This is a genomic window from Ruegeria sp. CDSA020 (assembly GCF_059612345.1).
In genome coordinates, this window is the sequence record NZ_JBXWQK010000002.1 from 241,286 (window position 1) to 267,873 (window position 26,588).

30 protein-coding genes and 1 pseudogene are annotated in these 26,588 nt (G+C 56.2%); 12 read left to right on the top strand and 19 right to left on the bottom strand.

The annotated features are described in order from the left end of the window. Positions 1–2 precede the first annotated feature (2 nt). From AC2FJW_RS04180 to AC2FJW_RS04190, 3 genes are read left to right on the top strand one after another with little or no spacing between them, the layout of a single operon-like run. Positions 3–1,010: an ABC transporter permease gene (locus AC2FJW_RS04180; protein ID WP_271949969.1), complete on the top strand. Its 1,008-nt coding sequence runs from the start codon at positions 3–5 to the stop codon at positions 1,008–1,010. Between the two features lie 16 nt (positions 1,011–1,026). Next, positions 1,027–2,238: an alanine racemase gene (locus tag AC2FJW_RS04185; protein ID WP_496749298.1), complete on the top strand. Its 1,212-nt coding sequence runs from the start codon at positions 1,027–1,029 to the stop codon at positions 2,236–2,238. After that, a complete protein-coding gene (locus AC2FJW_RS04190) occupies positions 2,235–2,969 on the top strand; it encodes an ATP-binding cassette domain-containing protein (RefSeq protein WP_496696699.1) in 735 nt (244 codons plus the stop codon). The genes AC2FJW_RS04185 and AC2FJW_RS04190 overlap by 4 nt, the downstream gene beginning before the upstream one ends. A gap of 66 nt (positions 2,970–3,035) precedes the next feature. Here the strand turns inward: AC2FJW_RS04190 and AC2FJW_RS04195 are convergent, their stop codons facing one another. Genes AC2FJW_RS04195 through AC2FJW_RS04220 form a run of 6 tightly spaced genes read right to left on the bottom strand, consistent with a single transcriptional unit; the run spans position 3,036 to position 7,777 of the window. Beyond that, on the bottom strand, positions 3,036–3,857 hold the full coding sequence (locus tag AC2FJW_RS04195; RefSeq protein WP_496749299.1) for an energy transducer TonB: 822 nt from the start codon (positions 3,855–3,857) through the stop codon (positions 3,036–3,038). Then, entirely contained in the window at positions 3,854–4,246 is a 393-nt protein-coding gene (locus tag AC2FJW_RS04200; protein WP_142637739.1) for an ExbD/TolR family protein, read from the bottom strand. Before AC2FJW_RS04200 ends, AC2FJW_RS04195 begins: the two co-directional genes overlap by 4 nt. Further along, positions 4,246–4,575, bottom strand: coding sequence for a biopolymer transporter ExbD (locus tag AC2FJW_RS04205; RefSeq protein ID WP_496749300.1), 330 nt, complete (start codon positions 4,573–4,575; stop codon positions 4,246–4,248). The genes AC2FJW_RS04200 and AC2FJW_RS04205 overlap by 1 nt, the downstream gene beginning before the upstream one ends. Before the next feature lie 31 nt (positions 4,576–4,606). Next, complete coding sequence (locus AC2FJW_RS04210; protein ID WP_496749301.1) at positions 4,607–5,275, bottom strand: MotA/TolQ/ExbB proton channel family protein; 669 nt, start codon at positions 5,273–5,275, stop codon at positions 4,607–4,609. Between the two features lie 4 nt (positions 5,276–5,279). Then, positions 5,280–5,726, bottom strand: a complete 447-nt coding sequence (locus AC2FJW_RS04215; protein ID WP_496749302.1) for a hypothetical protein — start codon at positions 5,724–5,726, stop codon at positions 5,280–5,282. A gap of 20 nt (positions 5,727–5,746) precedes the next feature. Continuing rightward, positions 5,747–7,777 (bottom strand): TonB-dependent receptor domain-containing protein, encoded by a 2,031-nt coding sequence (locus tag AC2FJW_RS04220; RefSeq protein ID WP_496749303.1) that lies wholly within the window; start codon positions 7,775–7,777, stop codon positions 5,747–5,749. Positions 7,778–8,015: 238 nt separating this feature from the next. Here AC2FJW_RS04220 and AC2FJW_RS04225 point away from each other — a divergent pair, with 238 nt between their 5' ends. The 4 genes from AC2FJW_RS04225 to AC2FJW_RS04240 are packed head-to-tail and all read left to right on the top strand — an operon-like array spanning position 8,016 to position 11,799. After that, positions 8,016–9,071, top strand: a complete 1,056-nt coding sequence (locus AC2FJW_RS04225; protein ID WP_496749304.1) for a hemin-degrading factor — start codon at positions 8,016–8,018, stop codon at positions 9,069–9,071. A 32-nt stretch (positions 9,072–9,103) separates the two neighbouring features. After that, positions 9,104–9,934: a heme/hemin ABC transporter substrate-binding protein gene (locus AC2FJW_RS04230; RefSeq protein WP_496749305.1), complete on the top strand. Its 831-nt coding sequence runs from the start codon at positions 9,104–9,106 to the stop codon at positions 9,932–9,934. Next, complete coding sequence (locus tag AC2FJW_RS04235; protein ID WP_496749306.1) at positions 9,931–11,007, top strand: FecCD family ABC transporter permease; 1,077 nt, start codon at positions 9,931–9,933, stop codon at positions 11,005–11,007. Before AC2FJW_RS04230 ends, AC2FJW_RS04235 begins: the two co-directional genes overlap by 4 nt. A gap of 3 nt (positions 11,008–11,010) precedes the next feature. Continuing rightward, positions 11,011–11,799: a heme ABC transporter ATP-binding protein gene (locus AC2FJW_RS04240; RefSeq protein WP_496749307.1), complete on the top strand. Its 789-nt coding sequence runs from the start codon at positions 11,011–11,013 to the stop codon at positions 11,797–11,799. A gap of 24 nt (positions 11,800–11,823) precedes the next feature. Here the strand turns inward: AC2FJW_RS04240 and AC2FJW_RS04245 are convergent, their stop codons facing one another. Next, positions 11,824–12,528 (bottom strand): SDR family oxidoreductase, encoded by a 705-nt coding sequence (locus AC2FJW_RS04245; RefSeq protein WP_496749308.1) that lies wholly within the window; start codon positions 12,526–12,528, stop codon positions 11,824–11,826. Positions 12,529–12,626: 98 nt separating this feature from the next. Between AC2FJW_RS04245 and AC2FJW_RS04250 the strand changes: the two genes are divergently transcribed. Next, positions 12,627–13,505 carry a LysR substrate-binding domain-containing protein gene (locus AC2FJW_RS04250; RefSeq protein ID WP_496749309.1) on the top strand — a complete coding sequence of 293 codons (879 nt, stop codon included), beginning with the start codon at positions 12,627–12,629 and terminating at the stop codon, positions 13,503–13,505. Positions 13,506–13,733: 228 nt separating this feature from the next. Here AC2FJW_RS04250 and AC2FJW_RS04255 read toward each other — a convergent pair whose 3' ends face one another. The 11 genes from AC2FJW_RS04255 to AC2FJW_RS04305 form a co-directional block, all read right to left on the bottom strand. Continuing rightward, positions 13,734–14,825, bottom strand: coding sequence for an alpha-hydroxy acid oxidase (locus tag AC2FJW_RS04255; protein ID WP_496749310.1), 1,092 nt, complete (start codon positions 14,823–14,825; stop codon positions 13,734–13,736). Further along, entirely contained in the window at positions 14,825–15,379 is a 555-nt protein-coding gene (gene comE, locus AC2FJW_RS04260; RefSeq protein ID WP_496749311.1) for a sulfopyruvate decarboxylase subunit beta, read from the bottom strand. Before comE ends, AC2FJW_RS04255 begins: the two co-directional genes overlap by 1 nt. Then, positions 15,376–15,882 (bottom strand): sulfopyruvate decarboxylase subunit alpha, encoded by a 507-nt coding sequence (comD, locus tag AC2FJW_RS04265; RefSeq protein WP_142637714.1) that lies wholly within the window; start codon positions 15,880–15,882, stop codon positions 15,376–15,378. The genes comE and comD overlap by 4 nt, the downstream gene beginning before the upstream one ends. A 40-nt stretch (positions 15,883–15,922) precedes the next feature. Then, entirely contained in the window at positions 15,923–16,336 is a 414-nt protein-coding gene (locus AC2FJW_RS04270; protein ID WP_496749312.1) for a universal stress protein, read from the bottom strand. Between the two features lie 33 nt (positions 16,337–16,369). After that, entirely contained in the window at positions 16,370–17,350 is a 981-nt protein-coding gene (locus AC2FJW_RS04275; RefSeq protein ID WP_496749313.1) for a zinc-dependent alcohol dehydrogenase, read from the bottom strand. Next, positions 17,347–18,108, bottom strand: coding sequence for an SDR family NAD(P)-dependent oxidoreductase (locus tag AC2FJW_RS04280; protein WP_496692060.1), 762 nt, complete (start codon positions 18,106–18,108; stop codon positions 17,347–17,349). The genes AC2FJW_RS04275 and AC2FJW_RS04280 overlap by 4 nt, the downstream gene beginning before the upstream one ends. Continuing rightward, the gene (gene hisD, locus AC2FJW_RS04285) at positions 18,101–19,408 is read right to left on the bottom strand and encodes a histidinol dehydrogenase (protein WP_271949931.1); all 1,308 of its coding nucleotides are present in this window, start codon (positions 19,406–19,408) and stop codon (positions 18,101–18,103) included. Before hisD ends, AC2FJW_RS04280 begins: the two co-directional genes overlap by 8 nt. A gap of 12 nt (positions 19,409–19,420) precedes the next feature. Next, positions 19,421–20,749 (bottom strand): TRAP transporter large permease, encoded by a 1,329-nt coding sequence (locus AC2FJW_RS04290; RefSeq protein WP_142637703.1) that lies wholly within the window; start codon positions 20,747–20,749, stop codon positions 19,421–19,423. A gap of 12 nt (positions 20,750–20,761) precedes the next feature. Further along, on the bottom strand, positions 20,762–21,274 hold the full coding sequence (locus AC2FJW_RS04295) for a TRAP transporter small permease (protein ID WP_281973202.1): 513 nt from the start codon (positions 21,272–21,274) through the stop codon (positions 20,762–20,764). 113 nt (positions 21,275–21,387) lie between these two features. After that, positions 21,388–22,536 (bottom strand): TRAP transporter substrate-binding protein, encoded by a 1,149-nt coding sequence (locus tag AC2FJW_RS04300; protein ID WP_142637699.1) that lies wholly within the window; start codon positions 22,534–22,536, stop codon positions 21,388–21,390. Between the two features lie 21 nt (positions 22,537–22,557). Beyond that, positions 22,558–22,743 (bottom strand): hypothetical protein, encoded by a 186-nt coding sequence (locus AC2FJW_RS04305; RefSeq protein WP_142637697.1) that lies wholly within the window; start codon positions 22,741–22,743, stop codon positions 22,558–22,560. A gap of 298 nt (positions 22,744–23,041) precedes the next feature. Between AC2FJW_RS04305 and AC2FJW_RS04310 the strand changes: the two genes are divergently transcribed. The 3 genes from AC2FJW_RS04310 (at position 23,042) to AC2FJW_RS04320 (ending at position 24,662) form a co-directional block, all read left to right on the top strand. Continuing rightward, a complete protein-coding gene (locus tag AC2FJW_RS04310; protein WP_496749314.1) occupies positions 23,042–23,251 on the top strand; it encodes a hypothetical protein in 210 nt (69 codons plus the stop codon). A 327-nt stretch (positions 23,252–23,578) separates the two neighbouring features. Further along, positions 23,579–23,770 carry a helix-turn-helix domain-containing protein gene (locus AC2FJW_RS04315; RefSeq protein ID WP_496749315.1) on the top strand — a complete coding sequence of 64 codons (192 nt, stop codon included), beginning with the start codon at positions 23,579–23,581 and terminating at the stop codon, positions 23,768–23,770. Between the two features lie 52 nt (positions 23,771–23,822). Beyond that, positions 23,823–24,662 (top strand): DMT family transporter, encoded by an 840-nt coding sequence (locus tag AC2FJW_RS04320; protein ID WP_496749316.1) that lies wholly within the window; start codon positions 23,823–23,825, stop codon positions 24,660–24,662. Between the two features lie 49 nt (positions 24,663–24,711). Here the strand turns inward: AC2FJW_RS04320 and AC2FJW_RS04325 are convergent. Next, positions 24,712–24,974: pseudogene (locus AC2FJW_RS04325) on the bottom strand (transposase); the annotation flags it as partial. A gap of 471 nt (positions 24,975–25,445) precedes the next feature. On the opposite strand from AC2FJW_RS04325, the gene AC2FJW_RS04330 reads away from it, so the two are divergent. Continuing rightward, complete coding sequence (locus AC2FJW_RS04330) at positions 25,446–26,465, top strand: putative 2-aminoethylphosphonate ABC transporter substrate-binding protein (protein ID WP_281973206.1); 1,020 nt, start codon at positions 25,446–25,448, stop codon at positions 26,463–26,465. Positions 26,466–26,588 lie beyond the last annotated feature (123 nt).

The following is a 26,588-nucleotide window of genomic DNA, read 5'->3' on the forward strand; positions in this document are numbered from 1 at the left end:
TGATGGGCAGGTCGCCTCTGGCGACCTGCCGCAACCGGATATTCCCAGAGGCATCCATGGAACAGGCTTTTCAACGTATGCGCGACTTGGATCTACAGCGCTGCGTCATTTATTTCGGCTTTCTTGCGATCTTTCTGTTTTTTGGGATCACTCTCTACGATGACGGGTTTCTGACCAGTCGGAATCTGACAAATATCGTCCTTCAGACAGCCCCGGCCACGATCATGGCCATCGGATTGGTCTTTGCCCTGTCAGCGGGAGAGATCGACCTGAGTTTTGGCTCTGTCGTTGCAGTTGCAGCCCTCTCGGCAGCTGTTGCGATGCAGAACGGCCCAATGATCCTGGGTGTCGCAGCGGGGCTTGGCGCAGGCATTCTGATCGGCGCGTTCAATGGTGCATTGGTGGCCTATCTGCGGTTGCCATCATTTCTGGTGACCTTGGCCACCATGGGTTTATTTGCCGGAATTGCGCGTTCGATGACCGATCTGCGATCCATTCCTGTCGTTAACGGGACTTTCACCGGGGTCTTCGGCTCGGGCAAGCTGTTTGGTGTACCTTCACTTGTCATCTGGACCGTGATTGCAGTGCTGATTGGCCATGTCATCTACCGACACACACGTTTTGGCGCACACGTTCTGGCCGTTGGAGACAATGCCCGCGCAGCCCAAGTCTCTGGCATCAGGGTTCCCCGTATCCGGCTGATGGTTCTAACCTTGTGCGGTGCAACCGCTGGGCTGGCTGGTTTGCTCTATGCCGGGCGTATTCAAGCCGCCAAATATACAATGGGCGAAAGCGATCTGATGACGGTCATTGCCGCTGTCATCGTAGGTGGCACTGCGCTTAATGGCGGCAAGGGATCCATAATAGGTGCGCTTTTGGGCTCGCTCATGATGGGAATGCTGAATAACGGGCTGATCCTGATGGGGCTTCAGGTCTCGGACCAGATGATCGTACGCGGGCTGATCATACTGATCGCCGTAGCAATTTCACTCCGCGAAATCCGCCGATAGACACCGGAGCAACCCAATGTTTCTTGATCTTCTCATACGCCGCAACCCCAAGTTCATCGAGGCCGCCATGGCCTTGCATCAACAAGGGAAGATCCCCGCAAACGCCTATGTGCTTGACCTGGATGCCGTCGAACGCAACGCGCGCCTTTTCTCTGATGTGGCCCGTGGGCATGGCCTTACAACTTTTGCCATGACCAAACAGGTGGGCCGCCATTCCGGCTTTTGTCAGGCGGTCATGCGCGGTGGCATCAGCCGGTCCGTCGCCGTGGATATGGCCTGTGCCTTGGCATGTGACCGCGCTGGCTTAAGGACAGGTCATTTGGGTCACCTTGTACAGGTGCCCCGCCAAGAAGCTTTCTTCGCCGCGGCCAAACTACGCCCGGACTATTGGACGGTATTCTCGGACAACAAGGCAAAAGAGGCGGCAGACGCCTCTGCTCAGGCCGAGAGAGAACAGGCACTGATGGCGCGCATCCAGACCGAAGGGGATACGTTTTATCGTGGCCACGAGGGGGGATTTGACGCGAATGATATCCTGGCGGTGGCCGACCGTTTGGATGCGCTGCAGGGCGGGCGCTTTGCAGGCATTACAACCTTTCCCGCCCTGCTTTTCGACCAGGATGCCCGCAAGGTTGTGCCGACCCCAAACCTCCACACGCTCAACATGGCTGCAGAAGCTCTGGCGCGTGCTGGGCGTACGGAGATCGAAATCAATGCCCCCGGAACGACATCTTCAGCTGTTCTTCCAGCATTAGCCGAAGCCGGGGCCACGCAGGTTGAACCGGGCAATGGCCTACATGGCACGACGCCTCTCCATGCGGTAGAAGACCTTCCTGAGGATCCCGCCGTACTTTACCTTTCCGAGGTCTCGCACCATCACGGCGGGAAAACCTATTGCTTTGGCGGCGGGCTCTATATCGATCCGGTTTTCCCGAAATACCAGGTTCGGGCGCTGGTCGGCAACAGCCCGACAATCCGCCGGTCAGCCCTGCGAAATGTCGAAATTCCTGATTATTCCGCAATAGATTACTACGCCATGATCGACAGCGACAGCGATCAAAACCCCGCACCAGGCGACACGGTTGTCTTCGGTTTTCGTGGGCAGGCCTTTGTGACCCGCGCTTTGGTTGCCGGGATAAAAGGCGTAGACAGCGGAATGCCAGAGCTTACCTCAATCGAAAACGGCTTTGGCGACCACGTCAGCTGGCCGGGAGCATTTGCGCAATGACTCCGGTTCTTTCCCTCAAGCAAATCCACAAATCTTTTGGCGGAGTGGTCGCGATCCAGAATTTTTCACTGGACCTCTACCCCGGTGAAATCGTGGCTTTGGTCGGTGATAATGGCGCGGGTAAATCCACGCTCGTCAAGATCATCTCTGGCGTGCATCGACCAACCAGCGGCGAGATCGCGCTCGACGGCGAAGAAGTCGGTTTTTCGGATGCAAGCGCGGCTCGATCACATGGTATTGAAGTGGTCTATCAGGACCTCGCATTGGCTGACGAACAGCCGGTTTATATGAACATGTTTCTGGGCCGCGAACTGACGCGCAAACCTTTTGGACTGCTCGATAAAGCACGCATGCGTGCCGAAACCCAAAGCCTTGTTGATCAGCTTGACGTGCGCATCCCCTCTGAGCGCGCAGCCATACGTGATTTGAGCGGAGGCCAAAGACAGGGCATTGCTATCGCGCGAGCAACCCATTGGGCCAGCAAATTGATCCTTCTGGATGAACCCACTGCAGCACTTGGCGTTGCAGAGACTGCGAAGGTTGAGGACCTCGTCGCGTCACTTAAGGATCGCAATCTGGCAATCTTGATCATCAGCCATTCCCTGGATCAGGTTTTTCGTCTTGCCGACCGCATCTGTATTTTACGCCGGGGTGAACAGATAGGCGTCAGGACAACTGCCGAGACCGACAAGAACGAAATTGTCGCCATGATCACCGGTGTTCATAGATGATGGCGCAAAGCGCAGCCGTGTCCCCATCTTTACGAAGGGGCCCTTTGGCTCGATCGGATATGACACCTATCGCTGCCCGATGATTTCGAAAGTATAATCTCGTCTCACCCCTGCCGGAGGTGGCGGGAAGGGTGCAGCCGCTTTCACCTGGGCAAGGGCGATCTGATCCAACCGCTTTGATCCCGAACTACGTACTATTCCAACCGTCTGCAATGTCCCGTTCTCAGCTATTCGAAAGGCCACCAACGCGGCACCTCGAATATTGGCGCTCTTTCTCCGGGCGCGGATAATCTTGCGTTTAATCTGTCCGGCATAGTTGCTGGCGTCAGCATTGCCGGATACGGTCAGCGCTGACGTGGATGTAGCAACATTTGCCGCGCCTTTCGTGGTTTTCCCGGTGGCGTCGCCTTTTTTCCCCGATTGTTTCGCGTTGCCATGCGCGGTGGCAGTTTGATTGCTTGCCTGTTTCTTCGGTTCCGGCGGCTTGGCATCCTCGGTCGGCGACACCGAAGCAGCATCACCCTGTCTGTTCGGTGTTTCAGCGTCCTGAGGCCTGAGAGGGCTTGGCGCAACAGCGGTCGCGGCCGTAGCGCTGCTCACAACCGGGCTGAGAGTTTGCGGCGACGTTGTGCGCTGCTGCTTGACAGGGCGGGCCTTGGGTTGCAACCGATGAGGTGCTGCCGGTTTCTTGCGCGTGCTGGCCGGTGCTGGTGCATTTGTTCCGGCGACGAAGTCCTTGAATACAGATCCCAGCGCGGCGGCCCTCTCCTCTCCGCCACCTTCGACCTGCACCTGTTCGGCGGTCGAAAAATCCAAAAGCGCAAGGCCATGTATCGCTACGGCCAATGCGACAGAAATCACAACCACCGCGCGGGATTTGGTTATCACCGTAATCCCCTTTCGGTCACGACATAAACCTGACTTGCACCCAACCCGCGCAAGTCATCGCTGATCTGTTTGAGCGCAACCGCAGGCAAGGATCGATCCGGCACGATCCGAACCGCATCAAGGGGCAGATCAACAGCCGCCCGCTCGACATAGGCCGCAGCATTGGTCAGCTCTGCCCCGCGATATTCAAGTGTGCCATCCGCACGGATAACCAATGCATCAGGTGGCTCGCGCCCCTCCAGATCCATCGTTTCGACAAGCTGAACCGATCCGTTGAGCGGCGGCGTAAGGGTGCCCGCGATCATGAAGAATATAAGCATCAGGAACACGACATTGATCAGCGCGATGGTTGGCTCTCGGCTTTGTCTGGGCTTCGATTTCAACTGCATCAGCCCAAAACCTGAGTGCGCAAGTTTTCGACAGGTGCCAGCACGATGAGCAGATCAATCAGCTGCTGAGAGGTCGCTTTTGGTCCGAGGCTGATGAGCGCGATTTGGGATTTGGCGTCGAGCAGCATTGGGGCCACCTGCGCCAATGGTACAGGCGCACCATCGACCAGAATTCGGTCTGCATCCAGTTTAATAAACCGGATGGCTTGGCCTGGCTCCGCGCCGCCGACTGAGGCCGTCGAAAACTGAATCTCGGAAAATTTTGAGAACGTGGATGTCAGCATGAAAAACAACAGCAGCAAAAAGATGACATCTATAAGCGACGTCATTGACAGGCGTTTGCGCCGCTTTCTTTGCACATTAAGCGCCATGTACCAGCGCCGTAATTGACGCCCCTGCCGTTTGCTCGGTCTCCTCGGCATGGCCTGGGGCAAAGATTGTTCTGAGCGCACGGTTGGTAAAGACGCGTTCTCGGTTCACGCGGGCCTCAAACCAGGTCAGGATCAGTGACGTCGGCATGGCCACAGCCAGCCCCGCCGCCGTTGTCATCAGTGCGACCCAGATCCCTCCGGCCAGCAGCGAGGGATCAACAGCGTTGCCTGCCCCCTGCAGGGTCTGGAAGGCTTCGATCATGCCCAGCACTGTGCCGAACAATCCAAGCAGGGGCGCAAGTTGCGAGACGATATCCAGCACGTTGAGACCCTGTTCCAGTTTTGCAAATCGCGTCTCAGCCTCGGCATCGACCCGTTCGGACAAGGTGCGATCATTCCCGGACAATGCCATTGCGATCACCGGCGCCAGGTAACTACGGCTTTTGTTCAGGTATATTCTGGCGGCCGTGGGGTCTTCTCGGTCCCATGCGTCGATCGCCCTGGACAATTCGACGTGACGGCCGACCCCCGCCGCTTTGTATTGCCAGATTTTGTAAAAGACCAAGGCGAGGGTCGCGATTGAGGCTGCAATCAGAATCGCCACCACCGGGCCCCCTAATTGCAGGATTTCCATCAGTTTTTGCAGCATTTCGGACATAGCTTTATCCTATCACCTCAGTTTCAAGGCGGCTTTTTAGACTGAGGCCATTCATACAGGCATCTTTGTTACCGCTCTGGGTCATGCATTCCTGCACGCCGTTGAACAGAATCCGGCTGATCTGGTCACAGGCCATGTCGGTGAATTGAAACTGCCTGACCCGTGGGCGGCCTGCGGGCAGTTCTTCGAAATCCAGCAGGGTAATTAACGCGACCGCACCGTTTTTGCCAAACAGGACGGTTTCATAGACCGCACCGTTGATGTCGACCTCATTCATATTTTCGGCGACAAAGCTGAGCAGACAGTTTTGCCCCCTTGCTTCGGCAGAGCTGAGTTCGATTGATACGCCGCCAGTCTTGGGCACGTCTTCTGCGCTGGCAATCCCTGCCCCCAAGACTGAGAGCAGGGTCGACAGGACAGCGCTGGCTTTGGTTGCTGCCGCACTTCGCATAACGGGTCCTTTCCTCGGGATCAGAAGGTTTTGGCCAGGCCGAGCTTGAAGGTCCGGCCCGTCGAATTGCGGGTCGACAGGTTCGGGCGGTAGTCCTTATCAAGGATGTTCTCGATACTGGCGCGCAGCTCAAAGCCTTCAAACACACCATCTTGCGGCATGTAGGTCGCACGCAGAGAGTTTACTCCGTATCCCGCGGTCGCTTCTCCGCTCGAGTCCGTACCGGCCCGGGCACCGAAGATTTCCCAGCTGACGTCCAACGTCTGACCGAACCGCTTGCCCAATGTCAGGCGCGCGGAATCCGACGGCTCATTCCGCCAACGCGAGTCATCGCCGGTGGCGCTGGTTTCCGTACCCGTCACGATGTTCGAGTTGAAATCGACGTATAACCCACCCGCATTGGCATAAGAGGCTTCGATCTCGGCGCCTCTTGTTTCCACTTCGGACAGGGGTTGAGACGGGGTGCCAGAAACGTAGGAGGTGATATCCCACAGGGTCGTTTGATAGAAATTGACCTTGGCGCGGATCACGTCGCCCTCGGCAAACACGTCACCGCGATCATAGGAAAAACCAGCTTCCCACGTGCGGGATCTCTCGGGTTGCGTCATGTAAAGCGGCGTGCCCAGATCATCGATGATCGGCAGGCTTTCCGTGTAGGCCGCACCACCAAAGATCGCGAAACCGCTGTTGAACGCGTACCGCGCCGACAACCCGCCCATAAGCGCGTTGTTGTCATAGCTTTCGTTGAACGGGGCCGCGGCGTCATCATCACCGTCGATGTCCTGCATCTCATATCGCACCGCGGGGGTAATCGTCAGATTGTCACCGATCTGCACATCGTCCACAGCAAACAGGGCAAATCGACGGTCAGTTCCACCCGGGGCCGAGGCCGCGTCCAACCGTTCGCGGTTGATAAACTCGATCCCGGCCCGCAGATCATGCGAGGCGATGCCGGTCTGGAAATACGACGTGTTCTTGATCGTCAGCTTTGTTGTTTCATAGTTATGCGTGGCATCCGCCAGGGCCTGAATGCCGGGGAAGAATGGCGTGCCTTCAAGGCTGGAAGACCCGGGAACATAGCTGCTTTCGATCGCCTGCTCAGAATAGCTGAGGTTCACATCCAGATCGACCAGATCATTTCCAACGGGTTGATATTGATACCGCAGGATTCCGATCTTTGTTTCGATATCACGGTCTACATTACCAAAGGCATCCGACGTGGTGCCAAACGAGTCATAAGGGACGTCGCGCTCTTCAGATGTGGACTGGTTGTAGGATGCGGTGAACGAATGTTCGAGATCGTTGCCGAAGCTGTATTTGCCCTTAGCCAGAAGCGACGGCAGCGTGAACGCGCTGTTGCCGATCGTATTGCCGTTTCCATCCTCCTGATCGTCCTGATCCCGATAGGCGTAGTTGAACAGAAATTCCGTTTGGGTATTCGGCTGCCAAGCCAGGATAGAGGACGAGGCAAATCCGTTACCGTTGGAATACCCTTCAAAGGTTTGACGGAAACGGAAACCCGGCTCTCCACCGGTGAAATCTGACGCGTCCTTGGTTTCCAGCTGAACGACACCACCAACAACCCCGGACCCATATTCGAATGACCCGACAGTGCCCCGAATGACCGAGACGCTTTTGTAAAGCTGGGGGTCAGTAAAAAGCTGGTTGCCGATCCGATACAGCTCTTCCGCGCCCGTTGTAGCGCCATCGACCAGGATCAGTACCTTCTGGTCGGTTCCGAACGTGCCGTTTGCACCATAGCCGCGAATATTGATGCCCGATCCCTGAGGGGTCGAGCCGTTCACCAGGCTTACCCCAGGAACCGAGTCGATCAGCTCTGCAACCGTATTGGCCTGCCGGTCGTTGATCTCTTCCTGATCAATATTTGTGACCGGCACGGCAGTGTCTGTCTGAATCTCTCGTTTGCTTTCCCCAAGTATCAGGGTGCCAAGGAAACCATCGTCTTGTTCTTGCGCCATAGCGCCAGCCGCAATCATGCTGAGGCACGAAGCCGTTCCCAGCAAAGCTATCTTCCGTATTTGCACACGCATCTCTGTCCCTTCGAAACAGTGGGAGGACCTGAAATGCTTGCGCCATGCTGGCTTTGGTCAGTCTGTTCTATTGTTTTTTGGAGCCGCCTTTTTTTGGCGACTTGTGCTCGTTAATAAAGGTTACTAAAACAGTCAACAATAAATCGTCGTCGCATCGCCGACTCTCGCCAGCGGGCACCCGAACAATTCGGCTGCCGGGCCAGCGCCTCTGAAAATCAACTCGAAGATGGGAAAACCCATGACGGAACAGGTGCCTAACACCCCGGCTCAAATTCGTGCAGCCTATGCGCAAAACAGCGGCAAACGTGACCGTGATCTGGCGGAATCGATCGGACTTACCGAAAGCCAGTTGGTCGCTGCCTTCGCCGGGAACGACGTTACACGGCTGACAGCAAAACTTGATGACCTTTTTCCAAGGCTTAACGGTTTGGGAGAGGTTATGGCTTTGACGCGCAATACCTCATGCGTGATCGAAAAGGTCGGACAATACGACAATTACCATTCGGGCGCGCATGCCTCGTTGGTTCTAACGGATGAGATTGATTTGCGCATGTTTCCCAGCCATTGGGTCCATGCCTTTGCGATCGAACGCAAAACCGACAGCGGCGTGAAAAGGTCCCTGCAGATTTTTGATGCCGCAGGCGACGCAGTGCATAAGATTTTCCTGCGCAAGGGTTCGGACCTGGATCATTGGAACCAGCTTGTCAGTACCCTGGCGTCTGAAGACCAATCGCAAACTCTTGATCTAGAACCGCGCCGACCGACCGAAGCGCCCAAAGCCAACCCCGAAAAGACGGAAATCCTACGTGCGGAATGGGCCAAGATGACGGACACCCACCAGTTCATGCGCTTGACCTCAAAGCTCAAGATGAACCGCTTGGGGGCCTATCGCATCGCCGGCCAACCGCTCGTCAGGGAACTGACGCCGTCGGTAATATCACCAATGTTCGAACAAGTGTGCGACAATGAAATTGAGGTGATGATCTTTGTTGGCAATCGTGGATGTATCGAAATTCACGGTGGCCGTATCGGAACGATCAAGCAGATGGGACCCTGGTTCAATGTGCTTGACCCGCGTTTCAATTTGCATCTGAGGACGGACCATATTGCAGAGGTTTGGGCTGTCACCAAACCGACTCAGCGCGGCCCTGCCGTCTCGGTTGAGGCCTTCGATGCCGAAGGTGGGCTGATCTTCCAGATTTTTGGCCGCCGCGCCGGCGAATCCGACCATCGCCCAATCTGGAATGAGTTAGTTGCCGCACTTGAACCCCAACCCGAGGCCGCGCTGACATGAACAGGATGCGAGTGATCTGGCCTGCCTTGGCTATGCTGCTAAGTACACAGGTCGCGCAGGCTGCGGACGACGAACCAAAGCGGATCATCGCGATCGGCAGTTCCATCACTGAAATCGTCTACGCTCTGGGTCAGCAAGACAGGCTTGTTGGTCGCGACCGAACATCAACCTACCCGACAGAAGCGATGAACCTGCCCGATATCGGATACCGACGCGCGCTGTCGCCCGAAGGCGTTTTGTCGGTAGAACCAGACTTGGTCCTGGCGCTTGAAGGTTCAGGACCACCAGAGGCGATTGCGGTTCTGCAGGAAGCGGGCGTGCAATACGTCACGATCAAGGATGAGTTCTCTCTGGAAGGCGTGGTCGAAAAAATCCAAACCGTTGGGGCCGTGCTGGGCGCTGACGTTGCTGCCGAGGGATTGGCAGCGCAAACCATACGCCAGATCAATCAGGCGGAATTGGCGGCTAGTAGTGCCGCAGGATCCAACCCGAAACGGGTTCTGTTTGTTCTGTCGGTGCAGGATAACCGGATCACAGTGGGAGGTGTGGATACCCAAGCAGACAGCATCATTCGATTGGCTGGCGGTGTAAATGCCGCCGCCAAAGTGTCAGGTTACAAGCCAATGACGCCCGAAGCGCTGGTGTCGGCTGCGCCTGATGTCATCCTTATGATGGATCGGCGGGGTGATCATAATACCGAGGATGCCGCGCTCTTTTCACTGCCCGCAGTCAAGCTGACCCCGGCGGGCCAGAACAAGATGCTGATCCGCATGCAGGGTGCATATCTGCTTGGGTTTGGCCCTCGAACCGCCAGTGCCATTTCTGATCTGTCAGCAGCCCTGCAGGATGAAGGTGGCTCATGACGCTGGCGTTGGATCATATGAGCGCCGAGGCACCCAGGTACAATCGGCGAGCAACCGCACGGCGGGTTACTTTGGCCTTACTGGTTTTGCTTGGCCTGACCAGCGCCGCAAGCATTTCAGTCGGTGCTTCGGATGCGTCGTTAAACATGGCGGTGATTGACCTAATCAATGGGCGGTCCCTGACTGACCTGAATCGGATTGTCCTTTGGGACATACGGTTGCCCCGGCTTGCAATGGGGATACTGGTCGGTGCCGCACTGGCTGTTTCAGGGGTGGTCATGCAAGGGCTTTTCCGAAATCCGTTGGCGGACCCCGGAATTGTCGGCGTCAGCGCGGGCGCAGGTCTGGGCGCAATTTCAGCCATCATCCTTGGCAGCCACTTGCCAGTGTCGATTTTGGTCTGGACCGGAAACGGGTTAGTGGCCATTGCTGCTTTTCTTGGTGGCTGGGTGTCTGTTCTGATCCTATACCGTGTCTCGACCAGCGGAGGGCAGACATCGGTCGCAACCATGCTACTGGCCGGCATTGCATTGGGTGCCTTATCCGGCGCCGCATCGGGTGTTCTGGTCTACATGGCCGATGATCAGCAATTACGCGACCTGACGTTCTGGGGAATGGGATCGTTAGCTGGGGCAACCTGGACCAAAATCGCCTCGGCTGCGCCAATCATTTTGGTTGCCCTTGCAAGCACACAATTTCTGGCTCGCGCGCTTAACGGTCTGGCGATGGGAGAGGCGGTGGCCCATCACATGGGCATCCCGGTTCAGCGCAGCAAGAACATCGCCATTCTTGCAGTTTCCGGTGCAACAGGGGCCGCTGTTGCCGTGTCCGGCGGCATCGGATTCATCGGAATTGTGGTCCCCCATTTGCTACGTCTGGCAACGGGGCCGGACCACCACAGGCTTTTGATGAATTCCGCCCTGCTGGGTGCCAGTCTGCTGCTATGCGCCGACATGATCAGCCGGGTCGTGGTGGCCCCGGCGGAACTGCCAATCGGGATCGTCACGGCAATTCTCGGCGCACCGGTCTTTCTTTGGATCCTCCTGCGCCGCCACGGCATTATGGGAATGTAAATCATGCAAGGTAAGAATATCTGCGTCAGTCTGGGCCGAAAGAACATCCTGCACGACGTGAATTTCAAGGCCGATCCCGGTCAGGTCACCGCAATCATCGGGCCCAACGGATCGGGCAAGTCGACCTTACTAAAGGCATTGGCCGGAGAGATTGCCTCGACCGGAACCGTCACCCTGAACGGCCACGACATCTCAGAGTTAAAGCCCTGGCAACTGGCCGCGAAACGGGGCGTGCTGCCACAATCGACCAGCGTGGCCTTTCCTTTCAAAGTGCACGAGATTGTCAGACTGGGGCTGGCAAACGGGTTGGCCGCGCAAGATGACAGTTCGGTCACTACCGCCCTGGCACATGTCGACTTAGCCGGGTTCGAGCAGAGGTCTTACCAGACCCTGTCCGGGGGTGAGCAGCAGCGCGTACAGTTAGCCCGTGTTTTGACGCAGGTCTGGCAGGCACAACGGGCCGATCATCCCAGTTGGCTTTTACTGGACGAACCGGTTGCCAGCCTGGATATCGCGCATCAATTTACGGTCCTTGGTATCGCAAGCGATTTTGCCGCCCAAGGTGGAGGTGTGGTGGTGGTGATGCACGATCTGAACCTCACCGCGCTATTTGCGGACTGTGTTTACGTGATGTCACAGGGCACTGTCTGGGGCTCTGGCACACCTTCAAATACCCTCACCGATGACCTGATGCAGCAAGTTTACGGCATCAACCTACCGATCGGCATGGTGCCGACCGGCCCGCTTCCTTTTGTACTGCCTCAGGCAATGCACAAATGCATTGAGGCTTGATGTAGTGCAAACAGATACGTTGCCTCAGACAGCGCGGGTCAATCCCCCGTCAACGCGCAAGTTTTGACCCGTCATATAGCCACCGCCTTCAGACGCCAGCCATGAGACAAGCGAAGAGACCTCCGCAGCATGACCGTAACGCCCCATCGGAATCCGGGCTTTCCGGTCTTCTGTTTCGGGCAGGCTGTCGATGAAACCCGGCAGGATGTTATTCATGCGAATATTCTCTGCGGCATATTTATCGGAATAGAGTTTGGTAAAGGCGGCCAATCCTGCCCGGAAGACGCCTGATGTTGGAAACAGCGGATCGGGCTCGAACGCCGCGAAAGTAGAGATGTTGATAATCACCCCCCTGCCCTGTTGCTGCATCAAGGGTGTCACCAGCCGTGTTGGGCGGATCACATTCATCAGATAGACCTCCATCCCTTGATGCCAGTCATCGTCACCGATCTCTAATACGGGCCCTTTCGGGCCATGACCGGCGGAATTGACCAAGACATCGACGCGGCCCCAACGCTCCGTCGCGCCCCTGACCAAAGCAGTCAGATCGTCACCACTGAGGTTAGAACCAGTGACGCCAAAACCACCCAGCTCGGCGCCGAGTGCTTCGCCTTTACCCGAAGAAGAGAGAATGCCGACTTTGAAGCCATCTTTGGCAAGCCGGCGCGCCGCGTCAGCCCCCATGCCACTCCCGCCCGCGGTAATCAAAGCTACTTTTTCTACTGCCATCTGACGATTCCCCTTATGTATTCTGCGAAAATATCCTGTTTCGATGCGTCGTTCGATTGAGATTTGATGTTTCATTACAGTAGAAATACTATTGTCTCATGGCTGATCTTCCTCCCCTCAACGGTTTACGGGCATTCGAAGTCGCTGGGCGCCGCCTCAGTTTCCGCGCTGCTGCCGATGAGTTGGGCGTAACACAAGGGGCGGTGGCGCAGCAGGTGCGACTCCTGGAAGCTCACCTAGAAGTCACATTGTTCGAAAGGGTGCCCAAAGGATTGGAGTTCACCTCGGTTGGCCGTAGCTATCACGCACGTATATCGGTTGCCTTTGCGAGCCTTAGATCTGCAACCGCCGAGCTAATGCCGGAACCGGACAAGGTTATAATAAGCGTCACCCCGACTTTTGCTGCCAGATGGTTGATCCCGAATCTGCCGGACTTTGCAGAGAGCCATCCGGAAATCGACTTGCGGATCATGGCCACTGAAAAAGTCTCCAGCTTTCACAGCGACGGGATCGACCTTGCCGTCCGGCAGGGATCGCCGCCGTTTGGCGCCGCGCTTCGGGCGGCGCTTATTTTCAGACAAGAGGTGATTGCCGTAGCCGCACCCGAGTTTATCAGCGAAGCATTCGGTTCGTTAACACCAGATGACCTTGCACGCCTGCCCAAAATTCATGACACGCATGACCTTTGGCCGCGATACCTTGCAGACCTAGGGGTTCGTGACAAATCGCAACGCGGCCTTCGATTAAGCCAGACAGCGCTTGCGGTTGACGCTGCGATCGCGCGGCAGGGTGTGGCCCTTGTCAGCCGTTTCATGGTTTCCCGAGATCTTAAGGCAGGACGCCTGGTAGAGGTTGGTGCGGCAAGAGACATCGGTGGTAGCGATTTTTACCTCCTCATAGAGCGTTCGGCCGCAAACCAACACGCGGTGATGCAAGTCGTAAACTGGCTAAAATCGCGGTCGGCGAAAGAAACGTGATCGGCTTTCGATTCCTGCAAAGCGCACGCATGCGCGTCTGAAATGAATGGTTGCTTAGGTTTCCCAACGCTTCCCAATTCAGGGTCTTAGTACTCTCGAACCGGCGGGCAAACACCTCGGGCCGCTGGCGTAGTCGAACACAGCGTCCGGGGCAAAATAATTCGTATCGGCATCCGGATCGTGTGCGTTAGAGGCGTTACCGACGGCATTCACATTTGTTCAGTTGCTTCAGGTCAGTTTCGTCCGACCAACCTGAGCAAGTGCACTGGACAACTCTTCGCTGAGGATATTCCACAGTCTATGCAAACCTTCTTCGCCGGCCGCGGCGATGGCAAATTGCAATATGCGGCCAAAAAACACGTAATTTGCACTCTGATCGAGGGCTTTCAGAACGTCTTCGCCAGATCGTAAGCCACTGTCGTAAAATAGCGGAAAATCCGCACCAACGCTGTCTCGTATCCGGCCCAGCGCGTGAACGGCAGCGGGTGCGCTTTCAAGTTGCCGTGCGCCATGATTTGACACTTGAATGGCGTCAACACCTTCGGATTTCAGCTGCAGCGCATCCTCGGCGTTGGTCACGCCTTTTACTACCAGGTTGCCTTTCCACAAATCGCGCAGAGCCTTCAATGTTGTCCAAGTCGCCCTCGCGCGGCTTTCAGTGCGGTCGAACTCAAAGCCCGGCATCTCGAAATTTGCCATCTGCGGACGACCTGCGGCAAGTGACATAAGCGACCATTGCGGGTGCAGGGCAAAGTCCAGAAATTGGCGGGGTCCGATACGGAATGGCATGGTAAAACCATGGCGCAACTCACGCGGTCGGCGACCAACCTCGGGCACGTCAACCGTGACGATCAGGGTGTCGTAACCGGCATCTTGCGCACGCTTTGCCAGTTTGAACGACCCCGTCCCGTCTCCGCTGAAATAGAGCTGGAACCACGCGTGCCCTTCGGCAACCTCGATCATTTTTTCCAGCGGGGTTGAGGCCACGGTCGAGACCCCCAAAGGCACGGATTCGCGCGCGGCCAACCGCGCTAGCATCAGATCGGCACCAGGTCTGGACAGGTTGCACATCCCCATCGGCGCAATGCCAAAGGGCCGCTTGGCAATCTTGCCAAACAGCGGCATGTCCAAAGACCGATGGCTGACATCTTTCAGTATCCGGGGTTCAAGGCAAATGTCATCCAGAGCAGCGTGGTTACGCGCAGCCCCCGTTTCTGACCCTGCCGCCCCATCGATATAGTCAAACACCATCCAAGGCAGACGTGCCTTGGCCAAACGCCGCGCATCCTCACTGGAATGAATTCGCGCGGCGCGGTTCATCAACCAGCCACCGCTTTCATAAAGCGATCCTTGATGATCACCGGGTCCATCGTGATGACCGGCATCTTGGCATTTCCACTGTCGCACTTCACGATCATGACGGTGCCAACCTGCGCGTCCATCGCCTCTTGCAATGCTTTGCCGGTATCAACATCCTGCACTTCAACGACATTGTCACATCCGGCCGCGCGCGCCATGCCCGCCAGATCGGTCTTGCGCCCGGTATAAGTCGGCTGATCACCGGTTGATCCATATGATCCGTTGTCGATAACCATCAGGATGAAATTCGGGGGCATATTGTTCCCAATGGTTGGCAAGGTGCCCAGATTGGTCAACACCGACCCGTCCCCATCGATAGAGATCACGGTTTTTGGCTGCGCCAGCGCCAGACCCAAGCCGATAGACGAAGCGAGGCCCATCGTGCCGAGCATGTAGAAATTCGTTGGTTGATCGTCGATGGCATGCAGTTCTTGGCTGGGGATGCCAATGTTGCAGACCACCAGCTGAACGCGGAGTTGAGGTGCAATTTCCTTGAGAATTTCGGAACGGATCATTGGTCGCCATAGCCTCCCCAGAAATTGGCATCGGTCAGGATTGCCACGGGTTTGTTGCACATAAAGGTATACTTCAGGATCATATCCAGCTCTTCCACATCCTTCTGGTGATGGAAGTGGTAGGTGGGGATATTCATCTGTGCCAACAGCGCCTTGGTATGCACAGCCATTTCCACCTGGCACGCCACGGGCTCACGCAGCTCTCCGCGGTAGCTGATCAACATCGGCAGCGGCATCCGGTAATACTGGATCAACGTCGCAAGAGTGTTGATCGTCACCCCAATGGCTGTGTTCTGCATGATGATCGCAGGGCGTTTTCCACCCATCCACGCACCGGCACACAGGCCCATGCCCTCGTCTTCCTTGTTCGACGGAATATGGAAGATATCGGGGTGTTGGTCTATTTCCTCGATAACGCCCGCAAGCTGTTTGCAGGGCACCGTGGTCACGAATGAGATGTCATTCGCGACAAGATCATCGGTGATCTTCTTGTCTATGTTCATGTTGCAGAAGGGCCTTTCTTGAAAGAGGTGGAGAGCGTCATCAAGCGGACGCGCGATGCACATGGACGGCACAGCCAGCGTGCCGCACAACGCGGGCAGCTGTGGAGCCAAGGAAATAGTCTCTGAGGCCGGGCTTGTGGGATCCAATCACGATGCAGTCGATGCCATGCGCCTCGGAATAGTCGATGATAGTGCGGGCCGAATGTCCTTTTACAATCACAGGCGTGACACCGGGATGTCCAGACAATTTGCCCTCAAGATCAGCACGCGCTTTTTCAAACCCGGCGGCAACCATCTCTTCGTCCAGATACGCACTGACAGAGCCTTGGGGCGCCTCATGAACGTGAAGGGCGAAGATCTGGGCATCCTTTGCACGCAGCGCGTTGGCTATCTCAAGTGTATGAGTCGACACGCCATGGTCCAGCGCCATGGGGACGAGGATTTTATGGTACATGAAGTGTCTCCATTTGGTTGGTGATCATAAGTGTCAGGCCCACGGGTCGAGGATGATCTTGGGGGCTGCAACCACTCCCGATCGTAGATCGGCAAATGCCTGCGGTCCATCATTCAGGCTGCGATGTTCTGCCCAGTCTAGCGGGCCAAGCGCACCATCGAAAAGCGCGGTGCAGGTATCCCGGAAGTCCTCCGGTGTGTAGGTATAGGTTCCGATGAACGTCACCTCTTGCAAGGTCATCCGCCGGATATCGAGGCCACCCGTGTCTTCGCCCAGGCCGATGTGGACAATGACACCCCCCGGTTCAGCCATGGCAGAAGCTGCCGCGCGTGTTGCCGCGTATCCGACGGCGTCGACCACGATGCCGTACTGCCCTGCCCCTGCGGGTACAGATTTCACTAGGCATTGATCTTCCAGGAATGTGCGTCGCTTGTCGCTTGGTTCAGCAACGGTTACGTCATCGACCCCTTGTGCCTTGAGGGCAAGGGCCGCGGCAAGACCAATAGCCCCGCCACCCAGCACAAGCGCCGTGCGGCTGGCACCCGGATCAAGCGCCATCAGCCCCAACCGTATGGAATGCCAACTGACGGCCAGAGGTTCGGCCAGCGCAGCCTTTTGCAACGAAACATGATCCGGCACCGCGATAAGATTGCTGCCTTGCATTGCCACATATTGGGCAAAAGCCCCTTCGCGCGGCGGCATGGAAATGATCATACGGTCCGGGCACAGATTATCGCGGCCCGACTGACACGCGGGACAGGTGCCACAACTGACCAGCGGGTTGATCGTGACCCGTTCGCCGTCACGGGCGCCGCCTTCAATCACACCTGCGGCCTCATGGCCAAGGATCAGGGGCGCAGGGCGCCTGTCGTCATGCCCGAGATACGCGTGCATGTCCGACCCGCAGATGCCCGAGGCTTCGATACGAACCAGCGACTGGCCCTGACCGACTGTCGGGTTGGGTACTTCGCGCACACCAAGCGTTTCGACGCCTTCATAGACCAACGCTTTCATTTTGCTGTGAACCCTCCGTCGACCATCAAGGTTTGTCCGGTCACGTAACCGGACGCGTCCGAGCAGAGAAACAGCATGGGGCCGTCCATGTCATCCAAACGGCCATTGCGTCCGATGCAGGTCTGGGCGGCATTGCGCGTGGCTCGGTTCGGATCGGCAAAGACGGCCTCGGTCAGCTCTGTCGGAAAAAACCCAGGCCCAATCGCATTGGCTGTGATGCCATAGGTCGACCAGGCCTCGGCCATAGCGCGGGTCAGTTGGGCAATGCCCGCCTTGGTCGTCCCATAGGCGATGCCACCGGGAAAAGCGCGCGTGGTTTGGAGCGATGCAAAATTTACGATCCGCCCCCACCCCTTGGCCTTCATCGCGGGCACCAACGCCTGGCTCAGGAAAAACGGAGCCGAGATGTTTAGTGCCACGGTCTGATCCCAACCTTCTGGTGTCACGTCATCCGCCGTCTGACGGATGTTGATGCCAGCGGCGTGCACAATGATGTCTGGCGCTCCGAACGGTGCGCTGACCGCTTCTACCAAGTGTGAGAGTGCATCACGGTCGGCGACATCCGCTGCAACGTAGTCCACATCTTTGCCGACCTCGTTTTGCAAGCGCTGCAGTGCGTCTTCGCGACGGGCTACGCCCACCACGCGGGCCCCGGCGCTTGCCAGTGCGATGACCGCACGCCGCCCGAGGCCGGAGCTGGCGCCGGTTACACAGGCCACACGGCCAGTCAGGTCAAACAGAGATCGTGGATCAGCCATTTGCAGTCAGGTCGAACGCTTCATCCGGGAAATACTTGGCCAGACGAACATCCGCAGCACGGGCGTGCCCTTCCATCCCCTCAAGGCGGGAAATGCGCGCTGTGGCTTCGGCCACCTGCTTGGCACCTTCGCGTGTGGCGCGCTGCCAAGTGACGATCTTCATGTATTTATGGACCGACAAACCGCCGGTATAATTCGCGGCCCCTGACGTTGGCAGCACATGGTTGGTGCCCGTTGCCTTGTCGCCATAGGAAACGGTTGTCTCTTCCCCAAGGAACAGCGAGCCGTAACAGGTGAGCCGATCAAGCCACCAATCCAGATCTTCGGCCTGTACCGTCAGATGTTCGGGCGCGTAATCATCGGAGCACGCGGCCATTTCCTCGCGGTCTGGACATACGATCACTTCGGCATAGTCGCGCCAGGCGGCAAAGGCGTTGTCGCGGTTCACTTCGGGCAGATCATCGATCAGGGCAGGCACAAGCTCCATCACCTTTTCGGCCAACACCCGGTCATCTGTGACCAGCCAAACAGGTGAGTTATAGCCATGCTCGGCCTGGCTGACCAAATCCGTTGCCACGATATGTGGATCAGCGGTCGCATCTGCCAGGATCAAACTGTCCGTTGGGCCCGCGATCATGTCGATCCCTACGCGGCCAAAGAGAATACGCTTGGCTTCTGCGACAAACTGATTGCCCGGCCCCACAAGGATGTTGGCCTTGGGCAGGCCAAACAGTCCGAACGTCATTGCGGCCACGCCCTGAACGCCACCCAGCGCCATGATCTTGTCCGCACCACACAGGTGCGCCGCATAGATGATGGCCGGGGCAACACCCACACCCGGACGGGGGGGCGAGCAAGCGGTGATGTGACCACAGCCTGCAACTTTGGCCGTTGTCACCGTCATGATGGCTGACGCAATGTGGCTATAGCGACCACCGGGCACATAACAGCCCGCCGCATCAACCGGGATCGCCTTTTGCCCCGCAACCATGCCCGGTACGATCTCAACCTCGACATCGGATACCGTGGCCTTTTGCGCCTCGGCAAACCGTTTGACGTTGTCATGTGCAAACCGGATGTCCGCTTTCAGCTTTTCCGGCACGAGCGCGGCTGCAGCCTCGATTTCCTCGGCGGTCAATAGGACATTGCCATCGTAACGGTCGAACTTGGCTGCGTATTCCAGAGCCTTTGCATCTCCGCCCGTTTCGATATCGGCCAGAATTGTCCTGACCGTCTCGTGGACTTCGGAAGCATCCGATTTAGCGGTTAGGGTCGCTTTTTTCAGGTATTCACGTTTCATCTTAGCGAGGTCCTACTTGTAGATTTCGGGCAAGAACGTAGTCGAAATCGCTGGCATATAAGCAATCAGCAACACAACCAAGAACATACAAAGAACAAAGGGAACGGCACGGGCGGCAATCTTGAGGATGGATTCCCCGGTTATGCCAGACACCACGAACAGGTTGAGCCCCAATGGCGGCGTGATGAAGCCTACGCCAAGAGCTGTGATCATCATGATGCAGAACTGTATCTCGTTCATGCCGATGTTGTCCGCGAGTGGTTTCAGGATAGGCGCAAGGATCACGATATTCGGCGTGGTTTCCATAACGCAACCGGCGGCGATCAGGATTCCGATCATCAGCAGGATCAGTAACCATGGTTCATCCGTCAGCCCGGTCACCGATGTCACAAAACCTTGCGGAACGCCCATGATGGCCAGCGCTTCGGCCAGCGGAGCCGAGAAAGCGATTATGGGAAGGATGACGCCGTTCACCTTTGCCGAACTGACCAGCATGGCGGGAAAATCCGCAAGGGACAGCGTCCGCAGAATAAAGCCCATGATGATTGTCACGACGACGGCCGTTGCACCCGCTTCTGTTGGTGTCAGGCGGCCCGAGAATATGCCGTAAAAGATGATGCCCGGCACGATAAACGCATACCAACCGGATTTTAGAGCACGGCCCAAATTACCCAACCATTCGGCCATCGTCATCTGTCCACCACCTTCATAGGCGTAGATGCGGTTCACGATCAGGTTCGTGATCAGGATCGACAACAGGATCGCGATCCCCGGGATCAAGGCCGCAAGGAACAAGGTCGATGCGGATATCCCCAGAACAAGGCCGATGATGATATAGGCGATCGACGGTGGGATCAAAATGCCGGTACAGGCGCCCGCCGCCACCAGAGCGCAGGCATAGGGGCGCGGATAGCCGCTTTCGACCAAGCGTGCGATAGTCATACGTCCGACCGCGGCCGCACCAGCTGCGTCCGATCCCGAAATGGCCGCAAACATGCCACAGACAAGAACCGTGGCAGACCCGAAACCACCCTTGGTGAAACACGTCAATGCCTCGGCAACATCAAGGAATTTTCGACTGAGCCCGGTTCGGACCAGCACGTCCCCTGTCAGGATAAACAGCGGCACCGCGGTCAGCGCAAAGGCATCAATGCCGGTGAACAGCTTTTCACCAACAAGGCTCAGGGGAAGGTCGCCGGACATGACCAACATCAGGATCGCCGAGGTCCCGATGGCGGCCCAAACCGGAACAGCCAGTGCAATCAGCGAGACGAATATGATAACGGGCAGATAGAAATCCCAACCCAGCTCGACGGTTTGATCAAAGGTTTGCCAAAGCATTCAAATCATCCCTCAATCAAAGAGTGTGTCGCCCTCAAAAACGGGTTTGCCCGTTCTGAGAGAATGGATGTCGCGCAGTAGTGATTGAATCAGCCGCAATATGATCAGGCCGAACCCCAATGGAACCGCCATCAGGAACCATACTTTGGAAATACGCAGCCCGTCCGTGACCGACCCGAATTTGGCAGACACATGCACGGCTTCGTAGGACCAATAGAGGGCAATCACAGCAACACCGAACATCACCAGGTCGCCAAAGATATACAGCAAAGCCTTCGGACGCGGCCCAAGGTAGTGCATCAGCACGTCAATGCGGATATGCGCGCGCTCTTTCACTGCAGCCGCAGCACCAATCCATGCGAGATAGATGAAGGAGTACCGCACAATTTCTTCGCCCCAGATCGAGGAAAAAGAGAATATTTCCCGGCGCAGCACCTCGATCGCCATGGTGATGACAAGCATCACGTAGAAGACCAGAAGCAACCAGCGCTCGGCGTCTCTATCAATTCGGCGCAAAAAGCTCATGTGAGAACCTGCTGATTTGCCTAGCAAAACGCACCGCGCTGACGCGTTTGGAATTTACTGAGGCGGGAAAGATTGGTGATCGGGCGCGCGTGGAGGCACGCCCGACCCGACAGTTAAGCGTCATGCACGTAGTACTTGCCTTGGGTACCTGCGGCTTCTTCCATCTTGGCGAAGTTGTCCATGGACCCGGCCAGATCGATCTTGAACTCGTCCCATTCGGACCGTTGGTAGCCACCAGCGGCTTTCCATTCGGCCAGTTGCTCTTCGCTGAGCGAGTGGAATTCGACACCTGCTTTGATCAGTTCGGCCATAGCGTAGGCGCGGGCCGATGGCACTTTGGCAAGGTTCTGGTGCGAGGTCATCTCGGACCCCCACATGATCCCTTCCTGCACGTCGGCGGGCATTGAGTTAAACCATTCCAGGTTGCACGAATAAACTTGGCTGTCTGGCACGGCCTGGGTGAAAGTCACATGGCTCAGGATATCTTTGAAACCAAAGACTTCGAGCGCACCCACGGACGGGTCAAGCGCGTCAGCGACGCCCTGTTTGATCGCAGACGGGGTTTCTCCCCAGGCCACAGGCGTCGGATTTGCACCAACCATGCGGTAGTATTGCTGCAGCATCTTCGAGCCGGGAACGCGGAACTTGACGCCGGACAGGTCGCCAGGTGTCAGGACCGGTCCGGGGCCACCCTTGCGGATGGCAACGACACGGGGGTCGATGTTGATATAAAACAACGCCTTGAAGCCGTTCTCCTCAACCTTCGGCTCGACCGTGTCCTTCCAGAACTGCGAGTTGACGAGGTTTGTGAAACGCTGGTTTGACCCGCACAGATACGGCATGTTGATCAGGTCAACGGTCGACGCAAACGGCGCGAAATTCGAAAGCGAATGCTGTGCTGCCTGAATTGTGCCACCCTGCACCGCCTGCACCAGCGCGCCGCCTGCACCCAGCTGCCCGCCAGGCGCGAGTTTGACATAGACCTTGCCGTTGGTCGCGTTCTGGATGTTTTCCTTCAGGTCCAGCTGCATGATTGGATAACCACGCGACGCACCGACCGGATAGGCAGTTGCCAGAACCATGATATGGTCCGCTGCAGCCTCGCGGTCGCGCTCTTCGCTGGCACTTTGCGCTGCAGCTTCAGTTGACCACAACGTCCCCGCAGCACCAGCTACCATGGCCGCTGTGAAGCCGCCTGTTGCCGTCAATTTCAGAAAATTTCGGCGTGCTGCCGACGCAAGGTCCTTGCGATCTTTGTCCATTATGTTTCCTCCCAGAAATCCTTAGCTGCCGTTCTTTTTGTTTCGGTCAGCCTCTTTTTGAAGAATGGCGACGACAAACAATATCGACGCGGCAAACAGAACCAGCATTTCGCCCACGTCCCCAAGGAATGCGCTTGCTGCAAAGGCCCCCAGAGCGACGTTGGCGAAGTAGATGACAAAGACGATCAGCGAGGCGGTAAGGAACATAAAACAGGATCCGAAAAGGTTGCAGTTCTGAGCGACACTGTAAGCGCTTACATTTGATTCGTGCAAGCGCTTACATTCGAGGCGCATTTTTTGGCGCTCTCGGCGATTGCGGACAGGAAGACCCCAAGCAGCGACCAAAGTAATACTATTTTGGTCGGATACATTCTGAAAATTCATCGTGTTAGCCAAGTCGCCGTACAACAAGAACGGTAGGCCGGGTTCCACACCGCTGCGTCAGCCGATGCGCGGGATATCAAAAGCCCCGACCGTGAACTTATGGAGAAAATCAATAAATGAGATGACCAATCTGCAGGCGGTAACGAGTATCTCGCCCCCTGCATCCCGTTATGACAATTTGATCGGAGGCGGCTTTTGCAAGCCAAAGGCAGGCCGGTATTTTGACAATCTAAGCCCGATTCCCGTCCAGCCCATTGGCCAGATCGCACGGTCTGATGCTTCAGTCGTTGAGGCCGCGCTGGACCCAGCGCATTCGGTTGCCGATACCTGAGGTTCGACCAGCGTGACCGAGCGTGCGAATGTTCTCATGCGGATAGAGCAAAAGCTGGCAGACAATCTGGAGCTGCTAGCTATTGCGTGGTTCTGAATCCGGCCAAGCAACGCCAGCGACAATCATGGTGATCTGTGAACTGATCGCGGATATCCTGCCTGCTGGCGTGTTGAATGTTGTTAACGGATTTGGCCTTGAGGCGGGTATAGGGCCCTGCGGCGTTCATTTCGCATATAATACGTTTTCTTCAATTCTGATTGAATTCTCTCAAGACACGGAAGCCTGACAGTTTTGACCGCCAATCAATGCCTAACCTGGTTACGAACCATGACGAACTCAAAGCCAAACTATATGGCAGAGCGGTTGGAGAAGGCTCATGCCATCGCCGAATTCACTGAACTGTATATGACAGAAATTGCATTGGCCTGTGGATTTGTTTCCTGTACGACGCTTTCGCAGCGATACAAGCAAAGATTTGGTAGAACGCCAGTCGATCAGCGCATGAAGCAGAGCGCATAGAGGTGCAAAATCATATGTGTCTACAAGGCGTTTTCGCTGATTGCGACGAGCAATGACAGTACATGCGATCCTCATCGTACTGTTTGCGGCTTTCCTTCATGCGCTTTGGAATGCGGTCGTAAAGGGCGCGCCTGACAAGGCCATTATGTTGGGATTAATCTCGATCGGGCATGCCATACCTGCGCTTGCCGTGCTTCCTTTTACGGGCTTTCCAGTAATGGCTGCAATTCCATACATTATTGGTTCCACCTTGATTCATTGGGGATACTACTGGTTTCTCAACACCGCCTACCGTTACGGCGATTTATCGGTGGTGTACCCCATCTCGCGCGGGATAACGCCCATATTAGTGGCGTTGGGAGCGGTCTTTCTTGCCGGTGAATTCCTTCCTCCGGGCGCGTGGATCGGTATTGTCTGCATTTCAGCCGGCATTGGTTGCCTGTCTTTTGGCGGACTTGGAAAGGGCACGAACTGGGTAGGCATCGCGGCGGCATTCGGAACTGGTTTGATGATTGCTTCCTACTCTTTGGTTGACGGTATTGGTGTGAGACTGTCAGGGAATACACTTGGATACATCACGGTATTGTTCGTGGCTGAGATCTTCGTGGCGGGGTTCATCTTCTCGACCCGATGGGAGCGCCTCATCGCACTTCCAAAGAGATATGTCTGGTCAGGTTTAGCAGGAGGAATCATTTCCGGCTTAGCCTATGGTCTGGTGCTCTATGTTAAGAGTTTCGCACCGTTGGGTGTCGTATCGGCGCTCCGAGAAAGTTCGGTCATCTTCGCTTCAGTAATAGGTGTGATGTGGTTTGGAGAGGGTCCAAAATCCAACAGGCTCCTGGCGGCGATAATCGTGGCAGTTGGAATTGTGGTCCTGGCCCTAACAAGATGACGTACAAGTTGGACTAAGACGAAGGAAGTTGCGCGATAACGAGTCCAAGGCGCAGGTCTTTAGCTTCGGATAAGGTCGCCGCACGTGTCTTATAGCCCGCGAGGCGCTTCTTGCCTGCTTCAGGGAGTTCTTTTTGGACCAGCTATAGTACAGACTCTGAGCTGTGCCTGCCCGGCAGCACAGCTCCGCAATGCTGCCTTCGCCCTTGAGCTTGTCCAGAACGATCCTGATCTTCTCCTCTGCTGAATAGCGCTTGCGGGTAGCACGACGGATATCCTTGACGATCTTTTCGCCGTGGCTCTTACGTGTTATGGATTTCTATCTCACCTCCACTCCTTGACGGGTACGATGTGCCAGAAAATCTCTCTTATCAAATCGACCTGTACTGTCCCGCAAGTGCTGACGTCAGACACTTGCGAAGGTATTTGCGAGCACTATGACCGTCATGTTCGATTGGCGGCTGTCCAGTCGACAGGTAGCAGTATGTAGCCTCGGATTTCGTAGCCCACCGCCAGTTCGATAGGCCAATGCCAAAGCGCACTGATTTGAACGGAACTCTTGGGTGACTGGCGCAGGGAGAGTTCCTATCTCATATCAATGGGGTATGACACTCAATTCCGAACGCTAGGGCAGATTGCCTTACATAGGTTTTGCTTATGATGTGGAAGGTATAATCGATTTTTCTTGATCTATTTATCTGTCACACTGCCGGGGCATGGAACTGCAAATAAGCGCTGCTCAAGAATGGCGTTCCCGAGAATAATCAACCGACAGAGGATCACGATGAAACATAAGACCAAATTTCTTGCAGCCCTGGCCGTAAGCTCCTTGACTGCTACAGTTGCGTTATCTGAAACCGAATTGACAGTTTACACAGCCGTCGAAGCTGAAGACCTGGCGCGCTACGCTGAGACGTTCAATGCGAGCAATCCGGACATCAAAATCAACTGGGTGCGGGATTCGACCGGGATCATCACCGCCAAACTGTTGGCCGAGAGGGACAACCCTCAGGCAGACGTCGTGTGGGGTCTCGCAGCCACTTCGCTGTTGTTGCTCAAGTCGGAAGGTATGCTGGAGCCTTACGCGCCTGCGGGTGTTGGCGACCTAGACGCGAAATTTGTCGATGGCGACAATCCTCCGGCGTGGGTTGGCATGGACGCTTGGGTTGCCGCAGTTTGCTACAACACCGTCGAGGCCGAGAAAGCGGGATTGACGCCGCCGACATCGTGGAAGGATCTTACAGACCCCATGTATAAGGATCAGGTGATCATGCCAAATCCGAACTCGTCGGGCACCGGTTTCCTTGATGTGTCAAGCTGGCTGCAGATGTTCGGCGAAGAAGGCGGCTGGGAGTACATGGACGGATTGCACGAGAACATCGCGCGATATACCCACTCTGGTTCAAAGCCGTGCAAACTGGCTGCTGCAGGTGAGATCCCGATTGGCATCTCTTTTGCTTTCCGTGGTGCTAAGTCGAAAGCTGATGGTGCGCCGCTTGAGATCATTGTCCCGTCAGAAGGTGTCGGCTGGGACATGGAAGCGACCGCTATTGTTGCCGGTACTGCAAATCTCGAAGCCGCGCAGAAACTGGTTGATTTCACCGTCACCAAGGAAGCCAACGAGATGTACAACACAGGGTACGCCGTTGTCGCCTATCCTGGCGTCGCAAAACCGGTCGAGCACTTCCCTGAAGGTCTTCTGGATGCGATGATCGACAACGACTTTGAATTTGCCGCCAACAACCGCGCGGCGATACTGAAAGAATGGCAGTCTCGCTATGACGGGAAGTCTGAAGCGAAGTAAACCAACCTGCAGAAGAGGTGTAAGCACCTCTTCTGCACACCACTCTATTTTTCCAAACAACGCGACCAGCGCGCCCGGCTTCAACCGGCCCAGATCGGCCGTTCCCGAGGTGCAGATATGAGG

Bases quoted from the DNA above. Each gene is read 5' to 3' on its own strand.
- AC2FJW_RS04320 (WP_496749316.1), top strand. From the start codon at position 23,823: ATGACAGTACATGCGATCCTCATCGTACTGTTTGCGGCTTTCCTTCAT.
- AC2FJW_RS04330 (WP_281973206.1), top strand. From the start codon at position 25,446: ATGAAACATAAGACCAAATTTCTTGCAGCCCTGGCCGTAAGCTCCTTG.
- AC2FJW_RS04205 (WP_496749300.1), bottom strand. From the start codon at position 4,575: ATGACGTCGCTTATAGATGTCATCTTTTTGCTGCTGTTGTTTTTCATG.
- AC2FJW_RS04215 (WP_496749302.1), bottom strand. From the start codon at position 5,726: ATGCGAAGTGCGGCAGCAACCAAAGCCAGCGCTGTCCTGTCGACCCTG.
- AC2FJW_RS04300 (WP_142637699.1), bottom strand. From the start codon at position 22,536: ATGGACAAAGATCGCAAGGACCTTGCGTCGGCAGCACGCCGAAATTTT.
- AC2FJW_RS04220 (WP_496749303.1), bottom strand. From the start codon at position 7,777: ATGCGTGTGCAAATACGGAAGATAGCTTTGCTGGGAACGGCTTCGTGC.
- hisD (WP_271949931.1), bottom strand. From the start codon at position 19,408: ATGAAACGTGAATACCTGAAAAAAGCGACCCTAACCGCTAAATCGGAT.
- AC2FJW_RS04245 (WP_496749308.1), bottom strand. From the start codon at position 12,528: ATGGCAGTAGAAAAAGTAGCTTTGATTACCGCGGGCGGGAGTGGCATG.
- AC2FJW_RS04225 (WP_496749304.1), top strand. From the start codon at position 8,016: ATGACGGAACAGGTGCCTAACACCCCGGCTCAAATTCGTGCAGCCTAT.
- AC2FJW_RS04230 (WP_496749305.1), top strand. From the start codon at position 9,104: ATGCTGCTAAGTACACAGGTCGCGCAGGCTGCGGACGACGAACCAAAG.
- AC2FJW_RS04290 (WP_142637703.1), bottom strand. From the start codon at position 20,749: ATGCTTTGGCAAACCTTTGATCAAACCGTCGAGCTGGGTTGGGATTTC.
- AC2FJW_RS04200 (WP_142637739.1), bottom strand. From the start codon at position 4,246: ATGCAGTTGAAATCGAAGCCCAGACAAAGCCGAGAGCCAACCATCGCG.
- AC2FJW_RS04305 (WP_142637697.1), bottom strand. From the start codon at position 22,743: ATGTTCCTTACCGCCTCGCTGATCGTCTTTGTCATCTACTTCGCCAAC.
- AC2FJW_RS04185 (WP_496749298.1), top strand. From the start codon at position 1,027: ATGTTTCTTGATCTTCTCATACGCCGCAACCCCAAGTTCATCGAGGCC.
- comE (WP_496749311.1), bottom strand. From the start codon at position 15,379: ATGATCCGTTCCGAAATTCTCAAGGAAATTGCACCTCAACTCCGCGTT.
- AC2FJW_RS04180 (WP_271949969.1), top strand. From the start codon at position 3: ATGGGCAGGTCGCCTCTGGCGACCTGCCGCAACCGGATATTCCCAGAG.
- AC2FJW_RS04235 (WP_496749306.1), top strand. From the start codon at position 9,931: ATGACGCTGGCGTTGGATCATATGAGCGCCGAGGCACCCAGGTACAAT.
- AC2FJW_RS04310 (WP_496749314.1), top strand. From the start codon at position 23,042: ATGACCAATCTGCAGGCGGTAACGAGTATCTCGCCCCCTGCATCCCGT.
- AC2FJW_RS04190 (WP_496696699.1), top strand. From the start codon at position 2,235: ATGACTCCGGTTCTTTCCCTCAAGCAAATCCACAAATCTTTTGGCGGA.
- AC2FJW_RS04270 (WP_496749312.1), bottom strand. From the start codon at position 16,336: ATGTACCATAAAATCCTCGTCCCCATGGCGCTGGACCATGGCGTGTCG.
- AC2FJW_RS04250 (WP_496749309.1), top strand. From the start codon at position 12,627: ATGGCTGATCTTCCTCCCCTCAACGGTTTACGGGCATTCGAAGTCGCT.
- AC2FJW_RS04295 (WP_281973202.1), bottom strand. From the start codon at position 21,274: ATGAGCTTTTTGCGCCGAATTGATAGAGACGCCGAGCGCTGGTTGCTT.
- AC2FJW_RS04275 (WP_496749313.1), bottom strand. From the start codon at position 17,350: ATGAAAGCGTTGGTCTATGAAGGCGTCGAAACGCTTGGTGTGCGCGAA.
- AC2FJW_RS04210 (WP_496749301.1), bottom strand. From the start codon at position 5,275: ATGTCCGAAATGCTGCAAAAACTGATGGAAATCCTGCAATTAGGGGGC.
- AC2FJW_RS04315 (WP_496749315.1), top strand. From the start codon at position 23,579: ATGACGAACTCAAAGCCAAACTATATGGCAGAGCGGTTGGAGAAGGCT.
- AC2FJW_RS04255 (WP_496749310.1), bottom strand. From the start codon at position 14,825: ATGAACCGCGCCGCGCGAATTCATTCCAGTGAGGATGCGCGGCGTTTG.
- AC2FJW_RS04240 (WP_496749307.1), top strand. From the start codon at position 11,011: ATGCAAGGTAAGAATATCTGCGTCAGTCTGGGCCGAAAGAACATCCTG.
- comD (WP_142637714.1), bottom strand. From the start codon at position 15,882: ATGAACATAGACAAGAAGATCACCGATGATCTTGTCGCGAATGACATC.
- AC2FJW_RS04280 (WP_496692060.1), bottom strand. From the start codon at position 18,108: ATGGCTGATCCACGATCTCTGTTTGACCTGACTGGCCGTGTGGCCTGT.